Here is a 19,484-nt window from a genome sequence, read left to right on the forward strand (position 1 = left end):
GTGGACACTGCGCGTCTGACAAGCCCGCACTTCATCGCCGGCGTGGCGCTCCTTGTCGCCACGCTGGCGCTCCTGTTTGCGGTGCGCAACCCCGCGCTGCGCCGCAGGCTCAGGCTCACGCTGGGTGTGTCGGCCGCTGCCGTCGCAGCCCATCTGCTGCTGGTCAGTGCCGTGGTGCCTGAGGGGTACTACGGAAATATCTTCAGCGTTGAGAAACTGCTGCTGACGCTTGGGGCCATCCAGGTGGTCATCACATTGTTGTTCCATCCGTGGTTCAGCGACCACGCCACCGAGCGCGCACCGGGCATCGTGCAGGGCGCGCTCATCATCAGTGTCTTCTTGCTGGTCGTCACGCTGGTGTTCCCCGAGCAGTTGCTCGCCGCTTCCGCCGTAGGTGCGGTCGTCGTGGGCTTCGCGTTGCAGGACACGCTGGGCAATTTCTTCGCGGGCCTCGCGCTGCAAATCGACCGGCCGTTCAAGCCGGGTCACTGGATCGAAGTCGGTCCGTTCCAGGGCCGCGTCACCGACATCACGTGGCGCGCCACGAAGATTCAGACCAAAACCGGCAACCTCGTGATCGTGCCCAACAACATCGTGGGCAAGGAAGCCATCACGAACTACTCGGAACCGCTGTCGCCCACGCGGTTGTTTGTCGAAGTGGGCACGGGTTATCAGATACCGCCGAACCAGGTGCGCGAGGCGATCATGGTGGCGTTGGCGCGGTGCTCGCGCGTGCTCGAGAAGCCGTCGCCGGATGTGGTGCTGGTGGATTTCGGCGCATCCGCGCTGATCTTCAGGGCCCGCTTCTGGGTGACAGACTTCGAGCATGATGAGCGCGCGCGGGACGAAGTGCGCACGGCGATTTACTACGAATTTCATCGGCGCGAGATCGAGATCCCGTGGCCGATCCAGATCGAATATCAGCGAAACGAAATCCCACGCGACCCGATTGCCGAGCACCACCGGAATGAGCAGCAGATTGCGGCCGTGCCGATCTTTGCAGGGCTGGCGCCCGAGGTGCACGCGGCGCTGGCGGCAGCGGCGCGTACTCGGCTGTACGGGCGGGGCGACATCGTGGTGAGGGAAGGCGAACCCGGCGGATCGATGTTCCTGGTCACTGACGGCACCGTCGTGATTTCCGTCGGACCCGAACGCCGCGAAGTGGCCGTCACGGAAAGCGGAGGCTACTTCGGCGAGATGTCGCTGCTCACCGGCGATGCCCGATCGGCCACGGTCACCGCGCGCCGCGACAGCATGCTTCTCGAAATTTCAGCGGAAGCGTTTGGCGCGCACGTGCGGAGTCAACCCTCGGTGCTGGATGCGTTGGCCGGGGCCGCCGCCACGCGCCGCGCGGAACTGGATGCGGTCAAGTCCGCGCCAGGTGCAGCGCCGGCGGCAAGCCATGCGTCGCTCCTGGCGCGGATGCGAAAGTTCTTCCGTCTGGCGTAGCCTAGATCACGTACGGATCACACCTCACGTACGGATCACAGGAGACGCTGAGACACGGAGGACTTCTTTTGGAAATGCCTTCATTTGACTCATTGGCGCACCCAGTCATTTCCGCAGTTCGCCATTTCGGTCATTTGTGACATTTCGCCACTACGCGGCTGTTAACGCCCGAACGGCCACCAGCGCGGAGCGTCGCGCCGATCGTAGCGTCTTCCGTCTCGGTAGCCCTCGTCGTAGCCGCGGCGGAATCCGTCACGGTAACGATCCTTGTAGAGCTCCTTGGGTCCATAGCGGCGATCGTAGTTGCGGTCGCCTGATCGGTAGCGCTTTTCGCCTACGGGGTCGAAGCGCTCGCCACGTTGGCCGTCCCGCAGGCCGGCTTCGTAGCCGTCGTCCTGCCCGTTCCGGAACGCCTCATCAAAGCGGGGAATCGCGCGCGAGTTGACTCCGCCGCGCTCATCGCGTGGATCTGGCCGTCCACGTTGATCCGATCGTCGATCGTCCCAACGCGGGTCGTGCCAAGTCTGACACGCCGCCAACGTAGGCGTGGCCACCACCAGTGTCAAAGCCAGCATCAGTCCACGTGTACCAGTCATAGAAACCTCCATGACTGCCCACATTGCAAGCGTCGTGCCGATCTAAGGAAGGATGCGAAGCCACCAGAATTTCGCCATTTCGGTCATTTGTGACATTTCGCCATAGCAGGGACAGCGTCCCGCTGTCCTCTATTCCGTCCAGATCAGCACGCGTTCACCTGAGCGGCCGCGGACATCCACGATCAGGAGTGATCCCACCCGAGTGATCTCGTTGATGTCGAGTTCCAGCTTCTGGAGATCGAAACGTTCGGCGCCGACGCCCAGATCCACCTTCCGCTGTCCCATCGTCAACATCCAGAGCGGGAGCTTGAGGTTGACGATACGGCCCTGGTCGGGTTCCCACGCCATGACGATGAGGTTCGTGGCCTTGACGGCGGCGGTCGGCGCCTCACTCAGGTCGCGCATCCGGCGCACACGTTCGGAGGCGTCGATTTCGAGGAGCGGCTTCTGGTCTTTGAACGGAACCAGCGCGTCGTCGAATTGCTTGAGCGCGCTGCCGCTGGACACGCGTTCGGTATTGACGTGTTTTGACACGAAGTAAATGCCTGCACCGGCGATGCCGCACATGCCCAGCATGCCGAGGGCGACGATCACGAGCAGGATCTTGAGCCAGGGCTTCATGCGTGCCAGTTGTAGTCTATGAGATTGGACGGAAACTGAAGGGGTGTTTCCTCAAGCGTCCGGCCTCCTCCTGGCACCACGGGTCCTGATGGGTGCGGCACAACTCGCCGGCGGCCAGATATTCGGTGAGGGCCGTCGATCGCTGTTGACGCAGGTCGGCGACCTTGCCCAATTCCAGGTGCACACGGCCCCGCACCCACCCGACCGGGTTCTGGGTCAGCGCCATCCTGAGGTCCGATGCCGCCTCGTCGAGGTGGTTGAGCGAGACCCGTGCCATGCCCCGTTTGTAAATCCACAGCGCGCGCTCGCCAGGCACCTTCGGCCGGGGATCGCGGTCGTGCCAGGCGAGACCGGACGTCAACGCGGCTTCGGCTTCGGCCGGCAGGCCGGCGCGCCACGCCGCTGACCCAATCTCCAGCTGCAGCAGGCGGTTCTGTGGATGGTCGGCGAAGAGCGCCTTGAGCACGGACAGCGCGTCGGCTTGCCGTCCCTCGCGGCTGTACATCAATGCGAGGGCGATGCGTGCGTCTGTCCGCGTGAGCGGATGTTTTGCCGCGCCTTCGATCAGCTGAAGGCCTCGTTCCTTCCCGCCGCCGAAGCCGGCGATGTACGCGACGAGGCGCTTGGGCATCGAGAGCGCGGCCACGGCATACCTGTATGTGCCCACCACGAGTCCGGCGTCGGTCCTGTCCTGCGCATGTTCGAGCACCCACTCGTGTGAGTTGTAGGCCCGCCGCGCCGATCCGAAGGCTTGCGTGACTTTTCCTTCCACCGTGGCCACGTACGAGGCCTGCAACCCATGTGCGGCGCCGAGGTCGTATCGCGCCTGCGCGCTCCGCGAATCGTGTTTCACGGCGGCTTCTGCCAGGGTGATCGCTCGTCCGAGGTGTTTGCGGAATTCGGCATCCGCGTCAGGAGGTGGCGGGGGCAGCTTGATTTGAGAGGACGTCAGGCCGCCGAGGTAGTGGTCGATCGTGGCGCCGCCACGAGTGAAGAGCGCGTGCATCCAGAGGATGGTGGCGAGCGTCCGATGTACTTCGGAGGTATCCGGCCGAGCGGCCGCGTCCTGTCGCGCCAGGCGCAGGGCATCCTCGTAGTTCAGGTTGTACGCGGCAGCAAAGGCTTCGGGCAGCGGACGTGGTGGCTGCGACGCAGGCGCTGCGGCTGTCAGACCGGCCTGGACCGCGATCAGCAGAGTTCCGAACGCTGTCCGCGTCCGCGCTGTCACGAGAGCGAGAACTCCGTGCCCAGGCCGGCGGCCGTCGCGCGCTCAGCCACAAGCTGCGCCGCTACGAGATCTTCCACCGCCATTCCGAGCGACTTGAACAGCGTGACCTCCGCATCAGACTGCCGGCCCGCGCACCGTCCCAGCACGAGACTGCCGAGTTCGCCGACGATGTGGTCGGCGGTGAAGGCGCCTTCCTTGATGGGCAGCACGATATCGCCGGCTTCGACCAGTGCGGCTGCGTGCGAGTCCACGAACAGGCGCGAGCGGGCGACCAGGGCCGTCGGCATTTCGCGCTGCGTGGGCCGGCAGGCGCCGATCGCACAGATGTGGGTGCCCGGCGCAATGTCTTCGTCGGTGATGACCGGCACGGGAGACGCCGTGACGAGCACCACGATGTCGGCGTCACGTACCGCCGTACGCGCGCTGGCGGCGGCGCGGACGGTCAGGCCGGTGTCGGCGGATGCCGATTGCGCGAACGCCGCGCAGTGCGAGGCGTTGGGGCTCCACACGCGCACGTCGGTCAAGGCGCGGACATGCCTGATGGCGTCGAGGTGGCTGCGCGCCTGCACGCCGCTGCCGATGATGGCCAGGCGCGTGGCGCCGGCGCGGGCAAGCCTATCAACGGACACGGCCGAGACGGCCGCCGTGCGGGCTTCGGTGATGTAGCGCCCGTCGAGCAGGGCGACGAGCGCGCCGGTGGCCGGGTCCAGCAGGATGATTGTCGCCAGGTGCGACGTCAGGCCACGCGCGTGGTTGCCGGCATACACGGTGACGAGTTTGGCGCCCATGGCCGCCGGCGCATCGATCACGGCCGGCATGATGCCGAAGTACGCGCGCTCGGGGCCGACCTCGATGACCGTCCGTACCGGTTGCGACACGCGGTTCGCGGAGTATTCGGCCAGCGCCGAGCCCATGGCCTGAATCAGATCCGGCATGGGTAGCACGCGGCGGACGTCATGTTCCGATAACAATAGGGGCATGTCCCTCATCTTACGCACGATCGACGCCCACACAGCAGGCGAACCGCTGAGGCTGGTCACCCACGGGTGGCCCGCGCCTGAGGGCGCCACGATGCTGGAACGGCGGGCCTGGGCTCGGGAGCATCAGGACCATCTGCGAAGGGTGCTCATGTTCGAACCGCGCGGCCATGCGGATATGTACGGAGCGCTGCTGACCGAGCCTGAGCGCGCGGATTCGGACGTCGGCGTCCTGTTCATGCACAACGAGGGCTACAGCACCATGTGCGGCCACGGCATCGTCGCGGTCACGACCATCGCGTTTGAGCGGTCGCTTGTGACCCATGCTGATGGCCGGCGGACTCTGGTGTTTGACGCGCCGGCAGGGCAGATTCGGGCGCGCGCACACATGGATGGGTCGCGCGTCACGCAAGTGTCGTTCGTCAATGTGTCGTCGTTTGTGCTCGCGGCGGGTCTGGTCGTGCGCGTGGGGAACCGGGACGTTCGGGTGGACGTGGCGTTTGGCGGTGCCTTCTACGCGGTAGTGGATGCGGAAAGCGTCGGGCTGGCCGTGGTCCGCGAACGGCTTGGCGATCTCAAGACCGTGGGCATGGCCATCGCGCGCGAGGTGGAGCGCGTGATCACCGTGGTGCACCCGCTCGAGCCTGGCCTGACTGGAATCTACGGCACGATCTTCACAGGGCCGCCTACCGTGGCCGACGCCCACCTGCGCAACGTGACGGTGTTTGCGGACCACGAGGTCGATCGATCCCCCTGCGGCACCGGGACATGTGCTGTGCTTGCGGTGCTGGATGCGATGGGCCTGACCGACGACAGCGTGCCCTTCGTGCACGAGAGCATCATCGGCACCACGTTCAGCGCCCGCGTGTTGTCCAGGACGACGGTCGGCGACTACGCGGCGATCGTTCCCGAACTCACCGGCGCGGCGTCAATCACCGGCGAGCACACGTTCATCGTCGAACCGGGCGACGTAGTGCCGGAAGGCTTTCGGTTATGAGGCGTTACCGAAGCCGAGACGTATCGACGGCTTCGGCGAGGGTGCGCATCGGCTGAGCATCTGACAGTCCTGCGCCCGCGACGTTGATGATGTAGCGCCGGCGGATGAGCACGCTGAGTTCGCCGAGCTTGTCCACGGTGTTCCATGACTCAACGGCCGGGAACGTGGCGACGGTGGTGCCTTTGAAGTAGCCGTTCTCGACCGTGCGGCTCGTGCTTGTGCCGGCCATGTGTTCAAGTGATTCAATCGACCGTTCGTCGCCGCCGGTATCCGCTATCTCCAGACTGAGTGTCTCCGCGCCGCGCGTGAACGTGACCTGCACATGAGTGGAGCGCGAGGGGGCCGGGCCTTCCTGTGCCGTGATCTCGCCGCGTGTCCAGCCGGTAAACTGGGGCACCGACGCCCGCAGGTCCTGCAGTGAGACCAGTGTCACCGCAGGCGCACTCGGAGTCTGCGCGGGTGCAGCGGGCACCGGCGCGGGAGTGGCCTCCTGGCCGCTGCCACACGCCACCATAACGGTGGCAATAGCGGCCACCGTGAACGCCCTCTGCACTCCGTGAATCACTTCGCGGCCGTCAGCTTGGTGAAGTCCATCTGCTCCAGCACGGCACGCACCGGTTCGATGCCTGCGCCCTGGGATCCACGCCCCGTGACGATGAACCGTTTGCCGACCACGACCGTGAGTTCGGCGGACTGGTTCTTCGTGTTGACATCTTCGAAGGCGGGTTCACCTTTGACCGAAGTGCCCTTCTTGTAGCCGTCCGAAGAGCGCTCGCTGAAGTTGGAGGAGAGGAACATCGAGAACGGGACGAACAGCATCTGGGCCAGCGCGGCATCAACGACCTCCACTTTGATCCTCGCATCGTCCTTCCGATAGCTCGCCTCGGACTGCGAGATTGACATGGGGAAGGTCGAGGTGGAGCCGGTGATTTCGCCACGCGTCCAGCCGCTGACTTCCGGGAAGGCCTCGCCGAGTTTTTCGAACGGCAACACCTCGACCTTGCCGCCGGCGCCACTGGCTCCCTGCGCCATCTGCTCCAGGCCCTTGGTCATGGCTGCGGCGCCCGCCGCCATCTGATCCGCGCCCGCTTTGGTGGCGTCGGCGATCGCCTGAGCCGTCTTCTCGGCCTGTTCCTGTTCCGCGCTTTTGCCGCACGCTGCGCCGGCCATTGCAAATACGAGGATGCCTGCTGTGAGTTGCTGTTTCATATGTCCTCCGGGGAATGGGAACCGTTCAGCCAAAAGGCTGGTCAATGGCAACGCTCTGCTTGGTAAAGAACTTCGGGCCGGCTTCAGTCATGTAAAGACAATCTTCCAGCCGGATGCCGAACTCTCCGTAGATCGCCACGGTGGGTTCGTCGCTGAAACACATGCCCGGCGCGAGCGGCGTCTTGTTGCCGAGCACGAAGTTCGTCCATTCGTGCCCTTCCATGCCGATGCCGTGCCCCGTGCGGTGGGGCAGGCCCGGCACCTTGTAGCCCGGCCCGAAGCCCGCGTCGACGATGACCTTGCGAGCCGCGATATCCACGTTCTCGCACGGCGCGCCAATCACCGCGGCAGCGAAACCGGCGTCCTGAGCGCGCTTCTCCAGGTTCCAAATCTCGATTTGGCGCGGCGTGGGTTTGCCCATCACGATGGTGCGGGTGATGTCAGAGGCGTAGCCTTCCAGGTTCATGCCGCCGTCGACCATGACGACGTCGCCTTCCTTGAGCGTCTGCGGCGTGGCGCTGCCGTGCGGAAACGCCGTGTAGATGCCGAACTGCGCACTTGCGCCGCCCGTGTATCCGAGCGCCTTGAACGCCGCGGCAATGTTGCCGCTCAACTCGCCTTGCGTGATGCCCGGCCGAATGGTGGTAAACGCGGCGCGGTATGCCGCAATAGTCACGTCGTTGGCGCGCTGCATCAGCGCGATCTCGGCCGCGGTCTTGTACATCCGGCATCCGGCGGTCACCGGCGTGGCGTCAGCCAACTCCAGCGAGGATGCTTTTCGAATGCCGTCGGCAATGAAGAACCGCACTCGTTCTTCGATGCCGATGCGGCCGTGACGCACGCCGCGATCCTTGACGATGTCGGCGATGAGTTTGTAGGGGCTTTCGTCTTCCTGCCAGACGCGCACGTCATTGCCGAACGTGATCAGCTCGCGTGCCCGGTCTTCCTCGAATCCAGGACACACGTAGGCCAGTTCGCCCTTGGCGGGAATGACGACGCCGAAGGTGCGTTCGCTCTGGCCCCATCGCATATTCGCAAAGTAGGCACAGGTCGTGGTGCCCTCCATGAAGATGGCGTCCAGCTTCTGCTCGGCCATCAGCTTCTGGGCTTTGGCGATCCGCGCCCGCCGCTCGTCGTCGCCAATCGGCACGACGCCGGCCGTCATGGGCGTCAGGCCCTTGAGAAACGCGGGCGTGTCGGCGGCGGCAGCGGCCGGCGCGGGGTCAGGTGCGCCGGCACATCCGGCCGCGAGCGCACCCGCGCCCAGGGCGCTCGTTGAAAGAAATTGGCGGCGAGAAAGGGGGACGGGTGTGTTTTCCACAGAAAACCTCATTTGAGGGACAGGTCTCAGCGGGAAGTTTATCTGAGACCTGTCCCCGAATTGAGGTTTTCTGTGGATAACACACCCGTCCCCCTATTTGGCAACGTAGGACTTGCGGGCGCGGGCGGTGAGGCCGGGTTTGGAGAGGCGCACTTCGAGTTTGTGCGCTTTTCCGTCCATTGCCGTGGGCGAGAATCCCAGCACGTACTGGCTGTGCAACTCCGCAATCACTCGCGTGAACGTGGAGTTGAGCTCAGCTGATTTCTTCAGCTCAAAGAATCCGCCGCCCGTTTCCGCCGCCAGTCGTCTGAATGCGCCGCCGGGCCGCGAAAGCGTCCATCGCTCACCGTTGTGGTAATACGACTCAATGCCCAGCGTGTAGATCATCACGTCTTCGCGCTGCGCACGCTCGAGGATGTCCCCGTTGCTGCGGCTGCTCGCGCCGAGGTCGTCTCCGTCGGTCAGCACCACCACCACCCGGCGTCCCAGGGCGTCGGTCAGCTGATCCATCGCGGCATCAACCCCGTCCCACAGCCGCGTGGAGTTGCCCCGCGTCATGTTGTTGCGGATATAACTGACCAGGCTGTCGCGATCGTTCGTGAGGCTCGGGCTGAACTGGATCTTGGAATTGAAGAACCCAACCACGGTCTTGTCTTCCGGCGCGAGCCGAATCACAAACTGCACCGCTGCATCCTGCATGAAGGGAAGGTTCATCTCCATGCTGATGCTCGAGTCCAGCGTCAACGCGGCAGAGAATGGAATGGGCTTGTTGTCGAAAATCGTTACGGCCTGTTTCTTGCCGTTGTCGTAGATTTCGAAGTCGGATTGCTCCAGGCCGGGCACCAGGCGCCCATCCTCATCAAACACCGTGGCGTATACCGGAACCGTGCGCGTACCCGACTTGAAGGTCGGCTGCTGTTGAACGCCCCCGGTGAGGACTCCGACGACCGCGACGATGAGAGGAAGACGGGTCATTTGGCCACGTAGCTCTTTCTGGCGCGGGCCACCAGGCCCGGCCGGTTGATCCTAACCTCAAGCTTGTGGACCTTGCCGTCCACCGCAAGCGGCGTGAAACCCAGGACGTATTGGCTGTGCAGCTCCGCCGCCACTCGTGTGAACGTCGAATTCAACTCGTCGGCGCGGGTCAACTCAAAGTACCCTCCGCCCGTCTCCTCAGCGACCTTGCGCAGCCCGGCGTCGGGGCGCGTGACCCCCTGGCCGCGCATCCGCGACCGCAGGCCGATCGCATAGATCAGGAACTCTTCGTTTCGGGCCCGCGCCAGGATGTCGCCCTGATCAAGGCGGCTCCAGTTATCCGCGCCGTCGGTGAAGACCAGCACCACCCGTCGGCCCTCGATGTCCTTGAGCGCCTCCATCCCGACGTCGGTCGCATCCCACAGCGCGGTCGGATTCCCGTACTGGATGTCATCCCGCAGGATGCGCACCAGCTCGTCGCGATCATTCGTGAATCCCGGAGGGGCCACCCGAATCTTGTCGCTGAAACTCCCGATACGGGCCTTGTCCGCGGGCAGCAGTCGAATGGCGAATTGCGTCGCTGCCTGCTTCAACAGATCCAGATTCATCGTCATGCTTCCGCTCGTGTCGAGCATGACAACAACGCTGATCGGCTGGATGGAGTTCTCGAAGAGCGAGATGGCCACCTTCTTGCCGTTGTCCCAGATCTCGAAGTCGCCCTGCTCCAGGTCAGGCACCAGTCGCCCCGTGGCGTCGGTGACTGTGGCGTAGACCGGAACCGTGCGGGTGGCCGACCGGAATGTCGGTTGCTGCTGGCCGTACGTCGCTGCGGCGCACAGGCCGAGCGCAGCGGCCGTCATCCAAAGAGGTCGCCGAGGGCCCATACAGGTATCCTAAGCAAAAATGAGGCCGGGCACATGGCACTTGTAGTTTTTGATCTTGACGGCACACTCGTGGACTCGCGGCAGGATCTGGCCGACAGCACCAACGCCGTCCTTGAATCGTTCGGCGCGCCGCCACTCCCGCTCGACCGCGTGGTGATGATGGTGGGCGAAGGCGCGCGAATCCTCGTGCAACGAGCGCTTGCAGCTGCTGGTCTGGACGCGGACCTGGACGACGCATTGGGCCGGTTTCACGCTCACTACCGGACCCGGTTGCTGGCCACCACCCGGCCCTATCCCGGGATAGACGACATGCTGGAACAGACGGCGGGCGTGGCCACACTGGCCGTGTTGACCAACAAGCCCCTCGCCCCGTCACAGCTGTTGCTTGAGGCGTTCGGCTGGTCCCCGCTCTTTCTCTCAGTGATCGGCGGCGACAGCGCCTTTGGACGCAAGCCCGATCCGTCGGGCCTGCAGCATCTGATGGCGCTGGCGGATGCTACCCCCGAGTCCACCCTGCTCGTGGGGGACTCGATGGTGGACGTTGAAACTGCGCGGCGCGCGGGCGCCGGCATTTGCGTGGCTCAATACGGCTTCGGCAACGCTCGTGGCGACCTCCACCTGCGCGGGGACGAGTGGATTGCCGAGACCGGCCACGAGATTGGGCAGGTCATTCGGGCGTGGCGCGCTGGTTCCTGACGCAGCTCGGGCTGTTCCTCAAGCCCGAGCATGTCCTCGGCCTTGAGTAGCAGGCCGAGCTACGTACGGTCCCTGATAGAATCAGAGGCGATGCGACGCCAAATTCTCGCGGGACTCTCGATTGCCGTGGCCCTCGTCATGCTCGCCTCCAAGGTAGGCGCGCAGCAATCAGTCAACACGAAGCCTCCGGTTGGCAAGCCCGCCGTCACCAAGTCGGGCTACATGTTCCTGGACTTCTGGTTCCTGGCCGGATACGACTACAACCCGTCGGACCCCTTCGACCCATCACCCAAGCAGGTCAAGAACACCATTCCCGCCACCATCCTCTCGCTGCAGGGCAAGAAGGTGGAGATCTACGGCAACATCCTGCCGCTCGACTACGACAGCTCCGGCACGTCCACTTTCATCCTCAACGCCAGCGTCGATGCCTGCGGCTTCGGCGGGGTGCCCCGCATCAACGAGTGGATTTATGTCTCGATGAAGCCGGGCCAGAAAGCCAAGACGTACGGCGCGGGCTACGAAATTCTCGTGCGCGGCACCTTCAGCATTGCAGAAGAGGTGGAGAAGGGTCGCATCGTAGGCCTCTACTCCATCGTCGCCGACAGCGTGCAGTGACCACCACGCCGCTGCTCGACGTCACGGGCCTGCAGAAGAGCTTTCTCTCGCCAGAGGGCGAATCCACACTGATTGTGGATGTGCCGCAGTTCCAGCTGGCCGAGGGAGAGCAGGTGGCCGTCCGCGGCGCCAGTGGTTCCGGCAAAACCACATTCCTGAATCTCATCGCCGGCATTCTCCAAGCCGACAAGGGCACCATCGTGCTCGCCGGGCAGACGATGACGTCGTTGTCTGAGAGTGGCCGCGATCGAGTGCGTGCGAAGACGATCGGGTACGTCTTTCAGAACTTCAACCTCCTCCAGGGCTACACCGCGATTGAAAACGTGATGCTCGGCATGCTGTTTGGCTCCGGCGTTGACCGCACGAGAGCGCAGCAACTGCTGGAACGTGTGGGCCTCTCACATCGTGTCAACTACCGTCCCTCGCAGTTGTCGATTGGCCAGCAGCAGCGAGTGGCCGTGGCGCGCGCCCTGGCGAATCGTCCCAAGCTCGTGCTGGCCGATGAACCCACCGGCAACCTGGACCAGCGCCACGCGGGCGAAGCGCTCGAACTGATTCGCGAAGCCTGCAGGGAGAATGGCGCAGCCCTGCTGCTCGTCAGTCACGACCCGGCCGTCCTCGCACTGTTCGACCGGTCCGAGGATTTGGCGGACCTCAATCAGGCCGCCGCCGCGCACGCCGTCTCGGCATCGGGGGGACACCGATGAACCTCATGTCTCTCGTGCGGCGCAGTCTGCGACAGCACGCCTTGTCGTCGTTTGTCACGATCGTGTCGGTGGGCCTGGCGGCCGGCCTCACCATGTCGGTGTTTGCCATCAACGCCCAGACCTACGATGCGTTCACTGGTGGCAAGGTTGGATTTGATGCGGTGCTCGGCGCACGTGGAAGCCAACTCCAGCTCGTACTCAACACCGTGTTTCACCTCGAGACGTCGCCGGGGAACATCCCCTGGTCGCTCTACAAGGAAATTTCCGAAGACCCGCGCGTGACATTGGCCATTCCTTACGCGGTGGGCGACAACTACCAGGGCTACCGCATTGTCGGTACCACACAGGAGATGTTCACGAAGTTCACCTACCGCGAAGGACAGGGCTTTGTGCTCGAACCCGGCGGCCGGGTGTTTGACGAGTCGAAGAAGGAAGCGATTCTCGGGAACTACGTCGCGGAAAAGCTCGGGATGACCGTCGGGTCCACGTTCACGCCGTATCACGGCCTTCAATTCAGTGAACGCGAAAAGCACCAGGATGAATACACAGTCGTGGCGATCATGGAGCCCACAAACGGCCCATCCGATCGCGTCGTGTGGATTCCCATCGAAGGCATCTATCGCATGTCGGGCCACGTGCTGCGCGGTGCGGGCAAGCCCATGCGCGCTCGGCCCGGCGAGGTCATCGCCGAGGAGAACCTCGAAGTCAGCGCCGTGATGCTGAAGTTGCGCAACCCGCAGGCTGGGTTTCTGCTCAACGGCCAGATCAACCAGCAGGGCAAGGTGGCCACGCTCGCGTGGCCCATCGCTCGCGTGATGGCGGAGCTCTTCGATCGCATCGGCTGGGTCAGCCGCATTCTGACGATGGTGGCGTATCTGATTGTGGTGGTGGCGGCCGGTTCGATTCTGGCGAGCATCTACAACACGATGAACGAGCGGCGGCGCGAGTTCGCCATTCTGCGCGCCCTCGGCGCCAGGCGCTCAACCGTGTTCTCAGCTATCGTTCTTGAGGCGTCCACCATCACCACGATTGGCGCGCTTCTGGGATTCCTCGTGTACGGCGCCATCCTCGCCGCAGCGTTTGTCATCGTCCGCGCGCAGACCGGCGTCGTCCTCGACGCGTTCAGATTCGACCACGCCCTGTGGATGACGCCCGTCGGGATGATTCTGCTGGGTGCCCTTGCCGGCCTCGTGCCGGCGTTCAAGGCCTATCGCACGGACGTCGCGTCCAACCTGACGCCGCTGTCGTAAGGGTCCAGGGTCCAGAGTCCAGAGCCGCCAAGTTCCGCGGCGTTGAGACCCACGCCGCGCTACGAAATGCGCGTCCTCGTAGGGCGGCCTGAACCTCAAGGCCGCCAGGTTCCGCGGCCTGGGTCTCAAGGCCGCGGCCTTGCCCAAGTGCTAGACTGGCGCGGCTCTTTCATGAAACTGGCGGCTGGCGACAAACTCGGCCCGTACAAAATCCTCGGACTACTGGGCGAAGGCGGCATGGGCGAGGTGTATCGTGCCCACGACGACCGGCTGCGCCGCGACGTGGCGGTCAAGGTGTCCAACGCGGAGTTCACCGAGCGTTTCACTCAGGAGGCGCGGGCGATCGCATCGCTCAACCACACCAACATCTGTCACCTCTATGACGTGGGCCCGAACTACCTGGTCATGGAGCTCGTGGAAGGCGAGACGCTCAAAGGCCCGCTCGCCTTCGACGATGCGCTGCCGATCGTGCTGCAGCTGATCGACGGCATCGAGGCCGCGCACGAGAAGAACATCATCCATCGGGATCTGAAGCCCGCCAACATCAAGATCACGCCCGATGGCGTGGTGAAGATCCTCGACTTCGGTTTGGCGAAGGCTCTGGATGTGACGTCCTCGAGCGACACCAATCCGGAGAACTCGCCCACGCTGACAGCCGGCGCAACGGTCGTCGGCGCGATTCTGGGCACCGCGGCCTACATGTCTCCGGAGCAGGCGCGGGGCAAGACCGCCGATAGGCGCTCCGACATCTGGTCGTTCGGTGTGATTCTTCACGAGATCCTCACCGGCACACGACCTTTCCAGGGCGAGTCCATCGTCGAGATTCTCGGCAGCGTCCTGAACAAGGACCCCGATCTGTCGAAGGCTCCGGCGCGGGCGCAGCGGCTGCTGCGATGGTGCCTGGAGCGGGATCGCAAGAATCGGTTGCAGGCGATTGGCGATGCGCGACGGTTGCTGACGGAGTTCGCGCCGGTAGACGCCGTGGCGTCCGCGGCAACACCCTCAAGCGGCCTGTTGAAGTGGGCGCCGTGGATCACCGCAGCCGCCGCGCTTGCGGTCGCGGCGCTCCTGTTCCTGCGTCCGGCGCCCGGGAACGACGGTGATGTGACGAGGTTTACCGTCACACCTCCGCCGGGTCATACATTGCCGAGTTCGTTTGACTCCGGAACGATGGCGATCTCTCCCGACGGGCGTGCGATCGTGTTCGTCGCCCAGAGCGGCTCAGGCACGACGGCGCAGACCGCGTTGTGGGTGCGTGCCATCGATTCGTTCGCCTGGCGGAAACTGGACAACACCGAAGGTGCCAGACAACCCTTCTGGTCGCCGGACTTCAAGGCACATTGCCTTCTTCGCCTCGGTCGATAACGGCCGCAGACTCATGCGGATTCCCGCGAGTGGCGGGTGCCCCATTGTCATCTGTCCGGCCCTGACTCATCGGGAGGCGGGACATGGTTTCAGCCGGCAGGTGATCCCGAAGGCGTCATCCTGTTTGGCACGCCAGCGTTGGGCGGTGCCATCAATCGCGTATCGGCGAGTGGAAACGGCTTGCCAGAAGCGGTCACCCGGAGCGAGAAGGGCGAACGACACACGTTTCCACAGGTCCTTCCCGACGGCCTGCGGTTCCTGTTCCTGGAAGATGGCGGCGACCGGCCCGCAACGTATGTCCAGAAGTTCGGCGAAATCGAGCACCGGACCCTGCTGGCAGAGGGACCCAACCTGGCCACGTTCGCGCCGGACCATCTTCTGATACAGCGTGACGACGATACTGCTCGCACAGCCGTGGGATTGGGACCAGTTGAAATCGAAAGGGGAGCCGGTTCCTATCGCCGACGGCTTGCCCAACGCGCGTCGCGCGTTTTCCGTGTCCGCTGCCGCATTGGCGTATCGCACGGACATCGCGGGTGCTGTTCATCAGTACCGCTGGTTCAGACGCGACGGGACTCCCGAGGGCGCAGCCCTCACGCTGCCCGAGGGCCAGTGGGGCGACGTCGATCTCTCTCCGGACAATATGCGGGCGGTGGTCGCGCGAACGACGGGTGTCGACGCCGGCGATCTCTACCTGGTGGAATTCCCGTCCGGTGTCGTGTCTCGGCTGACCTCGGACGGCCGGTTGAAGTCTCGACTGGCCTGGTCTCCCGATTCGCGACGGATCGTTTTTGCGACAAGAGGCTCACGCGAGATCCACCAGATAGTGGTCGGCTCCGGCAAACCAACGCTGGTCCATACCGCTGCCGAGCCCGTGGGACACCTGGCGTGGCTCAAGGACGGCATCCTGATTAGTGGTCGCGCCAAGCTGATGCTGCTCCCCACGCCCGAAGAGAACGTGACCACGCCCGTGACGGCGCAGCCGCGCGTGTTGACCGACCAGCGGGGCGGGCCACATCGGGTCTCTCCAGACGGCAAGTGGGTGGCCTACGTCACGCAGGTCGAAGGCGTGTGGGAACTGTGGGTCGCCGCCTTTCCATCGTTCACCGACCAACGCAAGATCACGAGCGACGCCGTCGGGCCGCGCTGGCGTGGCGACAGCAGGGAACTGATCTTTGTGCGTGGAGACCGCGGCCTGATGTCCGTTGACGTCAAACCCGGCTCGTCTTTCGAATTCACTTCTCCCAAGCCCCTGTTGAACCCAGACGACGCGCAGATCAACGGCCCTTCGAACTACGCCGTGACGAGCGACGGCCGGCGCTTCCTGATGCGGGTGAGCGCACCGGCCCCTGCCGCGGGTGAGCAGATCTACGTGGTGCTCAACTGGCCGAAGTTGCTCGTGAAGTAAACACGCCCGTCAACTCGAACCGCGAGTTGCTCCGAAGTACAACATGTTCCGCGCGTCCGATCGCGCCATCGCGATGTCGAGCAGGCCGTCCTCGTCGAGGTCGCCGACCGCGAATCCGTACGCAGTGCCTTCGGCATCGCCGAAGGGAACGGCTGTGAAGGCGCGCGGTCCGTCGTTGAAGTAGACGACCGGGCGTGACTCTACGTACCCGACGATGACGTCCGGCCGCCCGTTGCGATCGAGGTCGGCAATGGCGATGGCGTAGGGCCGGATGTCGCGGGGGCCGAGCGGTTCGGCAGCCGCGTAGGTGCCGTCGGCGAGGCCGCGGTAGATGGCGGGGCCCGCGCCTTCGTCGATCACCGCGAGGTCGATCAGGCCATCCCCGTCCAGATCCACTGGTTCGGCACTCCGAATCGTGGCGTTCGCCGGCCCGAACGGCCGACGACTTGCGAAGCGGCCTTTTCCGTCGTTCAGATACACGTAGCTCTGCCCATTGTCCCGATGCGGGACGACCAGGTCCGGCGCGCCGTCGCGGTTCACATCAGCGGCCTTGATGGTGGTGGCGGAGCCCTCGGTCACGGCGGCGCAGTCGGCCGCGAACCGCCCGCCGCGTTCGCCGAAGCAGATGAAGCTCGGGCCGGAGCTATTGCCGTACCGGTTCGCCAGCACGACGTCCGGCAGGCCATCTCGGTTGAAGTCGGCGACGCTCACGTGCCGCGTGCTCCAGTTGCCCTGCCCGAACGTCGAGCCCTGCGTGAATCGCCCGCGGCCGTCGTTCAGATGAACCACTTTCGGATCGGGTGTGTCGTTGCTCACCACCACGTCGAGGTCGCCGTCGCCGTCCATGTCCACCAGCAAGCCCGAATACGAACGGTCGGGCCGGCTGCCGAGCGTGTAGGCGGGCGCGAATCCGCCCCGGCCGTCGCCAGGCAGCACGATGTCGTCGAGCGGCCAGTGACGGCCTTTGACCAGCACGAGGTCGAGGTGGCCGTCGGCGTTGAGGTCGCCAATCGAGACGTTCGCCGATGTCGCGCCTTCAGCCTCGAGCGCGAGGCGGCGGGCGAAGCTCCTGGAGCCTGGCTGCTGGATGGCCAAGGCCCACGATCCGGCGGCCAGGAGCAGCGCAGTCACGGAGGTCACGGTCACACGCATCAGCTCTCTCCTGACACCGGGCCGAGCAGGTCTCATTGGTTGCCGGCCATGTCCCGGAAGATGATAGCCGTCAACTGACAGAAGTTGCTCGTGAAGTAAACACGCCCGTCAACTCGAACCGCCTCAGCAGGTGTTCTCCGGGTGGGCAGCCGGCGAGGTCTCGAAAGTCGCGGATGAAGTGTGCCTGATCGGCGTAGCCGCACGTGACGGCCGTGCGTGTGCCAGGAGACGCAGACTCGCACTCTTCGAGCACTCGCAGCGCGTGCTGGAATCGAGTGATGCGCGCCAGGCGCTTGGGCGTCACGCCGACCGTCCTCAGGAACGTCCGCTCCAGCTGCCGCCGGGTCACCGAGACTCGGGCCGCCACAACGTCGATCGGCATGAGGCCCTGCGTGCCGGCAATCAGTTCCACGGCCGCCCGGACGCGCGCGTCAATACGATCGACGGCGAGCCATCGGGGCAGCATCTGTTGTACGAGCGCGACGGCCTCTGTCAGGTCCACTGTCGCGGCACGAACGTCATCGAGCGCGCGCTTGAGTGCCGGCGCGATCTCGTCGACGCCAATCGTGAGCCCAGCGAGTGCCTGTTGGGGCGTGTCAATGAGCGCCGCCGCGCCGTACGGATGGAAGCGTACGCCAAGGACGCCAATCACACCGGTCGGCCTCAGCAACAACTGTGACGTGAGCTGACCGGCGAAGATGACCTCCGGCTGCCGCTCAATACACCCATCCGCATGGACCCGCTCGAAGGCGTCGCCGAAATGCAGGATCAGTTCAGGCCGGCCGTCTGGAAGTATTGGTTGCGTGTCGGCGCCGAGCCGTGACGCGTCGCCGGAAAGGGTCCAGAGGCAAGCCACGATGCCGGCCAGGTCCGGATGCGGCGGAAATTCCGCGTACTGCATGTAGGCAGAGAGCCTGACACAGGCGCCTGCGTCGGCTCAAGCTGGGGATCTCGGGCTGTTCCTCAAGCCCGAGGGGCACCGCTACTTCTTCCGATTGAACGCGAATACCGTGGGCTTGGACGTGCCGCCGGCGCTGATCATCGCATCCATGCCGCCGTCCGGGCGCTTCACGTATCGGATCATCTTCGGGAAGTTGTGCGCGGGATTCTCAAACGTCGCGCTGTCGGCGTCGAGTTTCGTCAGCGTGAAGTCGGTCGCCGTCCCGGCATTCGGCATGGCCGTGTAGACAAGCGTGCCTTCGCGTTCAGAGATGCACAGGAACTCAAACTCGGTCATCACGTCGCCGCGAAGGGTCCGGCTCGTGGCGATCATGCCGCCGCCGGCCCCGGTGGACCAACGCTCTTCGATGCTGCCCGTGGCGGTGGCGCTCATCCAGTCGCCCGCGATCCACGCGACGTCCGCGATTCTGGCCGGAGCCACTGGCGGCGCCTTCGTCGCAGAGGGCGGATCTTCGGGGAGCACCTCAGTGGATCGCTGATACACGGTGCCGACCGGCTTGGGCTGGCCTGTCGCCGTATCTCGTATGCTCGCTTCGATCACGATCGTGTCGGCAGACACGGACCGGAAACGATAGACAACCGGCGCCGTGGGGCGCCTTGGCGTGGTGGCTCCCGGCGCCAGGGTCCCGGTGATCGAGTACTTCAGGGCATCACCGTCCCAAGCCATCGAAATCAACTGCCCCGACTGGCCCCTGCACGGCCGGCTGGGATCAAGCACGGTGGTTTCCGTACCGTCGAGCGGAAGCACAACCGTGAGCGCTGTCGCACGCCCACGAACGGGCCGGACGAGCGCCACGTTCCTGCCTTCTTGTCGGAGCGCGAACCGGTCGCCAAACACGGCGCTTGGGGCGGCCTCGATGGTCGGTGGCGTGTTCTTGGTCGCCACCCACGTGCCGCTGAAGTTGGGCTGCTGCTCCACGAAAACGGTGGCAGCGCTGGCAGAGAACACGATGCCGAAGAGGACGATGGCTTTACGCATAGATTCGTCACTGTAACCCCCGGGTCGTCGACCCGTCTTGAAGGAATGCGACGTTCTTACGCTTTTTGTTCGCTTTGCGCTCCGGTCGGCGCTAG

At 64.6% G+C, this 19,484-nt stretch carries 21 protein-coding genes; 8 read left to right on the plus strand and 13 right to left on the minus strand.

Annotated features, from left to right (window positions below; translation table 11 throughout):
* Complete coding sequence (locus tag IPL75_04120) at positions 1–1,449, plus strand: mechanosensitive ion channel (protein MBK9239447.1); 1,449 nt, start codon at positions 1–3, stop codon at positions 1,447–1,449.
* Between the two features lie 161 nt (positions 1,450–1,610).
* Here the strand turns inward: IPL75_04120 and IPL75_04125 are convergent, their stop codons facing one another.
* The 4 genes from IPL75_04125 to IPL75_04140 all read right to left on the minus strand — a co-directional run bounded on the left by IPL75_04125 (position 1,611) and on the right by IPL75_04140 (position 4,874).
* A complete protein-coding gene (locus IPL75_04125) occupies positions 1,611–2,024 on the minus strand; it encodes a hypothetical protein (GenBank protein MBK9239448.1) in 414 nt (137 codons plus the stop codon).
* Positions 2,025–2,174: 150 nt separating this feature from the next.
* On the minus strand, positions 2,175–2,666 hold the full coding sequence (locus IPL75_04130; GenBank protein ID MBK9239449.1) for a hypothetical protein: 492 nt from the start codon (positions 2,664–2,666) through the stop codon (positions 2,175–2,177).
* Positions 2,667–2,682: 16 nt separating this feature from the next.
* Entirely contained in the window at positions 2,683–3,894 is a 1,212-nt protein-coding gene (locus tag IPL75_04135) for a tetratricopeptide repeat protein (protein ID MBK9239450.1), read from the minus strand.
* Positions 3,891–4,874, minus strand: a complete 984-nt coding sequence (locus tag IPL75_04140) for an ornithine cyclodeaminase family protein (GenBank protein ID MBK9239451.1) — start codon at positions 4,872–4,874, stop codon at positions 3,891–3,893. The genes IPL75_04135 and IPL75_04140 overlap by 4 nt, the downstream gene beginning before the upstream one ends.
* Here IPL75_04140 and IPL75_04145 point away from each other — a divergent pair.
* Positions 4,873–5,868 carry a proline racemase family protein gene (locus IPL75_04145; protein MBK9239452.1) on the plus strand — a complete coding sequence of 332 codons (996 nt, stop codon included), beginning with the start codon at positions 4,873–4,875 and terminating at the stop codon, positions 5,866–5,868. The genes IPL75_04140 and IPL75_04145 overlap by 2 nt on opposite strands.
* 4 nt (positions 5,869–5,872) lie before the next feature.
* Here IPL75_04145 and IPL75_04150 read toward each other — a convergent pair whose 3' ends face one another.
* From IPL75_04150 to IPL75_04170, 5 genes are all read right to left on the minus strand, one after another.
* Positions 5,873–6,433, minus strand: coding sequence for a hypothetical protein (locus IPL75_04150; GenBank protein ID MBK9239453.1), 561 nt, complete (start codon positions 6,431–6,433; stop codon positions 5,873–5,875).
* Positions 6,430–7,038: a hypothetical protein gene (locus tag IPL75_04155; protein ID MBK9239454.1), complete on the minus strand. Its 609-nt coding sequence runs from the start codon at positions 7,036–7,038 to the stop codon at positions 6,430–6,432. The genes IPL75_04150 and IPL75_04155 overlap by 4 nt, the downstream gene beginning before the upstream one ends.
* A 64-nt stretch (positions 7,039–7,102) precedes the next feature.
* Positions 7,103–8,398, minus strand: a complete 1,296-nt coding sequence (locus tag IPL75_04160; protein ID MBK9239455.1) for an aminopeptidase P family protein — start codon at positions 8,396–8,398, stop codon at positions 7,103–7,105.
* Positions 8,399–8,491: 93 nt separating this feature from the next.
* Positions 8,492–9,373 carry a VWA domain-containing protein gene (locus IPL75_04165; GenBank protein MBK9239456.1) on the minus strand — a complete coding sequence of 294 codons (882 nt, stop codon included), beginning with the start codon at positions 9,371–9,373 and terminating at the stop codon, positions 8,492–8,494.
* On the minus strand, positions 9,370–10,257 hold the full coding sequence (locus IPL75_04170) for a VWA domain-containing protein (protein MBK9239457.1): 888 nt from the start codon (positions 10,255–10,257) through the stop codon (positions 9,370–9,372). The genes IPL75_04165 and IPL75_04170 overlap by 4 nt, the downstream gene beginning before the upstream one ends.
* 33 nt (positions 10,258–10,290) lie before the next feature.
* Between IPL75_04170 and IPL75_04175 the strand changes: the two genes are divergently transcribed.
* The 5 genes from IPL75_04175 (at position 10,291) to IPL75_04195 (ending at position 14,890) form a co-directional block, all read left to right on the plus strand.
* Positions 10,291–10,953 carry an HAD-IA family hydrolase gene (locus IPL75_04175; GenBank protein ID MBK9239458.1) on the plus strand — a complete coding sequence of 221 codons (663 nt, stop codon included), beginning with the start codon at positions 10,291–10,293 and terminating at the stop codon, positions 10,951–10,953.
* A gap of 90 nt (positions 10,954–11,043) precedes the next feature.
* The gene (locus IPL75_04180) at positions 11,044–11,568 is read left to right on the plus strand and encodes a DUF3299 domain-containing protein (protein MBK9239459.1); all 525 of its coding nucleotides are present in this window, start codon (positions 11,044–11,046) and stop codon (positions 11,566–11,568) included.
* A complete protein-coding gene (locus IPL75_04185; protein ID MBK9239460.1) occupies positions 11,565–12,275 on the plus strand; it encodes an ABC transporter ATP-binding protein in 711 nt (236 codons plus the stop codon). The genes IPL75_04180 and IPL75_04185 overlap by 4 nt, the downstream gene beginning before the upstream one ends.
* On the plus strand, positions 12,272–13,525 hold the full coding sequence (locus IPL75_04190; GenBank protein ID MBK9239461.1) for an FtsX-like permease family protein: 1,254 nt from the start codon (positions 12,272–12,274) through the stop codon (positions 13,523–13,525). Before IPL75_04185 ends, IPL75_04190 begins: the two co-directional genes overlap by 4 nt.
* 171 nt (positions 13,526–13,696) lie before the next feature.
* A complete protein-coding gene (locus IPL75_04195) occupies positions 13,697–14,890 on the plus strand; it encodes a serine/threonine protein kinase (protein MBK9239462.1) in 1,194 nt (397 codons plus the stop codon).
* A 66-nt stretch (positions 14,891–14,956) separates the two neighbouring features.
* On the opposite strand, the gene IPL75_04200 is transcribed toward IPL75_04195, so the two are convergent.
* Complete coding sequence (locus tag IPL75_04200) at positions 14,957–15,214, minus strand: hypothetical protein (GenBank protein ID MBK9239463.1); 258 nt, start codon at positions 15,212–15,214, stop codon at positions 14,957–14,959.
* A gap of 64 nt (positions 15,215–15,278) precedes the next feature.
* Between IPL75_04200 and IPL75_04205 the strand changes: the two genes are divergently transcribed.
* A complete protein-coding gene (locus IPL75_04205; GenBank protein ID MBK9239464.1) occupies positions 15,279–16,298 on the plus strand; it encodes a PD40 domain-containing protein in 1,020 nt (339 codons plus the stop codon).
* Positions 16,299–16,307: 9 nt separating this feature from the next.
* Here the strand turns inward: IPL75_04205 and IPL75_04210 are convergent, their stop codons facing one another.
* The 3 genes from IPL75_04210 to IPL75_04220 form a co-directional block, all read right to left on the minus strand.
* Complete coding sequence (locus IPL75_04210; GenBank protein MBK9239465.1) at positions 16,308–17,450, minus strand: VCBS repeat-containing protein; 1,143 nt, start codon at positions 17,448–17,450, stop codon at positions 16,308–16,310.
* A gap of 70 nt (positions 17,451–17,520) precedes the next feature.
* Entirely contained in the window at positions 17,521–18,351 is an 831-nt protein-coding gene (locus tag IPL75_04215) for an AraC family transcriptional regulator (GenBank protein ID MBK9239466.1), read from the minus strand.
* A gap of 81 nt (positions 18,352–18,432) precedes the next feature.
* Positions 18,433–19,389, minus strand: coding sequence for a hypothetical protein (locus IPL75_04220; GenBank protein MBK9239467.1), 957 nt, complete (start codon positions 19,387–19,389; stop codon positions 18,433–18,435).
* Positions 19,390–19,484 lie beyond the last annotated feature (95 nt).

The sequence above is a fragment of the Acidobacteriota bacterium genome (genome assembly GCA_016716905.1).
Classification (GTDB): Bacteria; Acidobacteriota; Vicinamibacteria; order Vicinamibacterales; family SCN-69-37; genus SYFT01.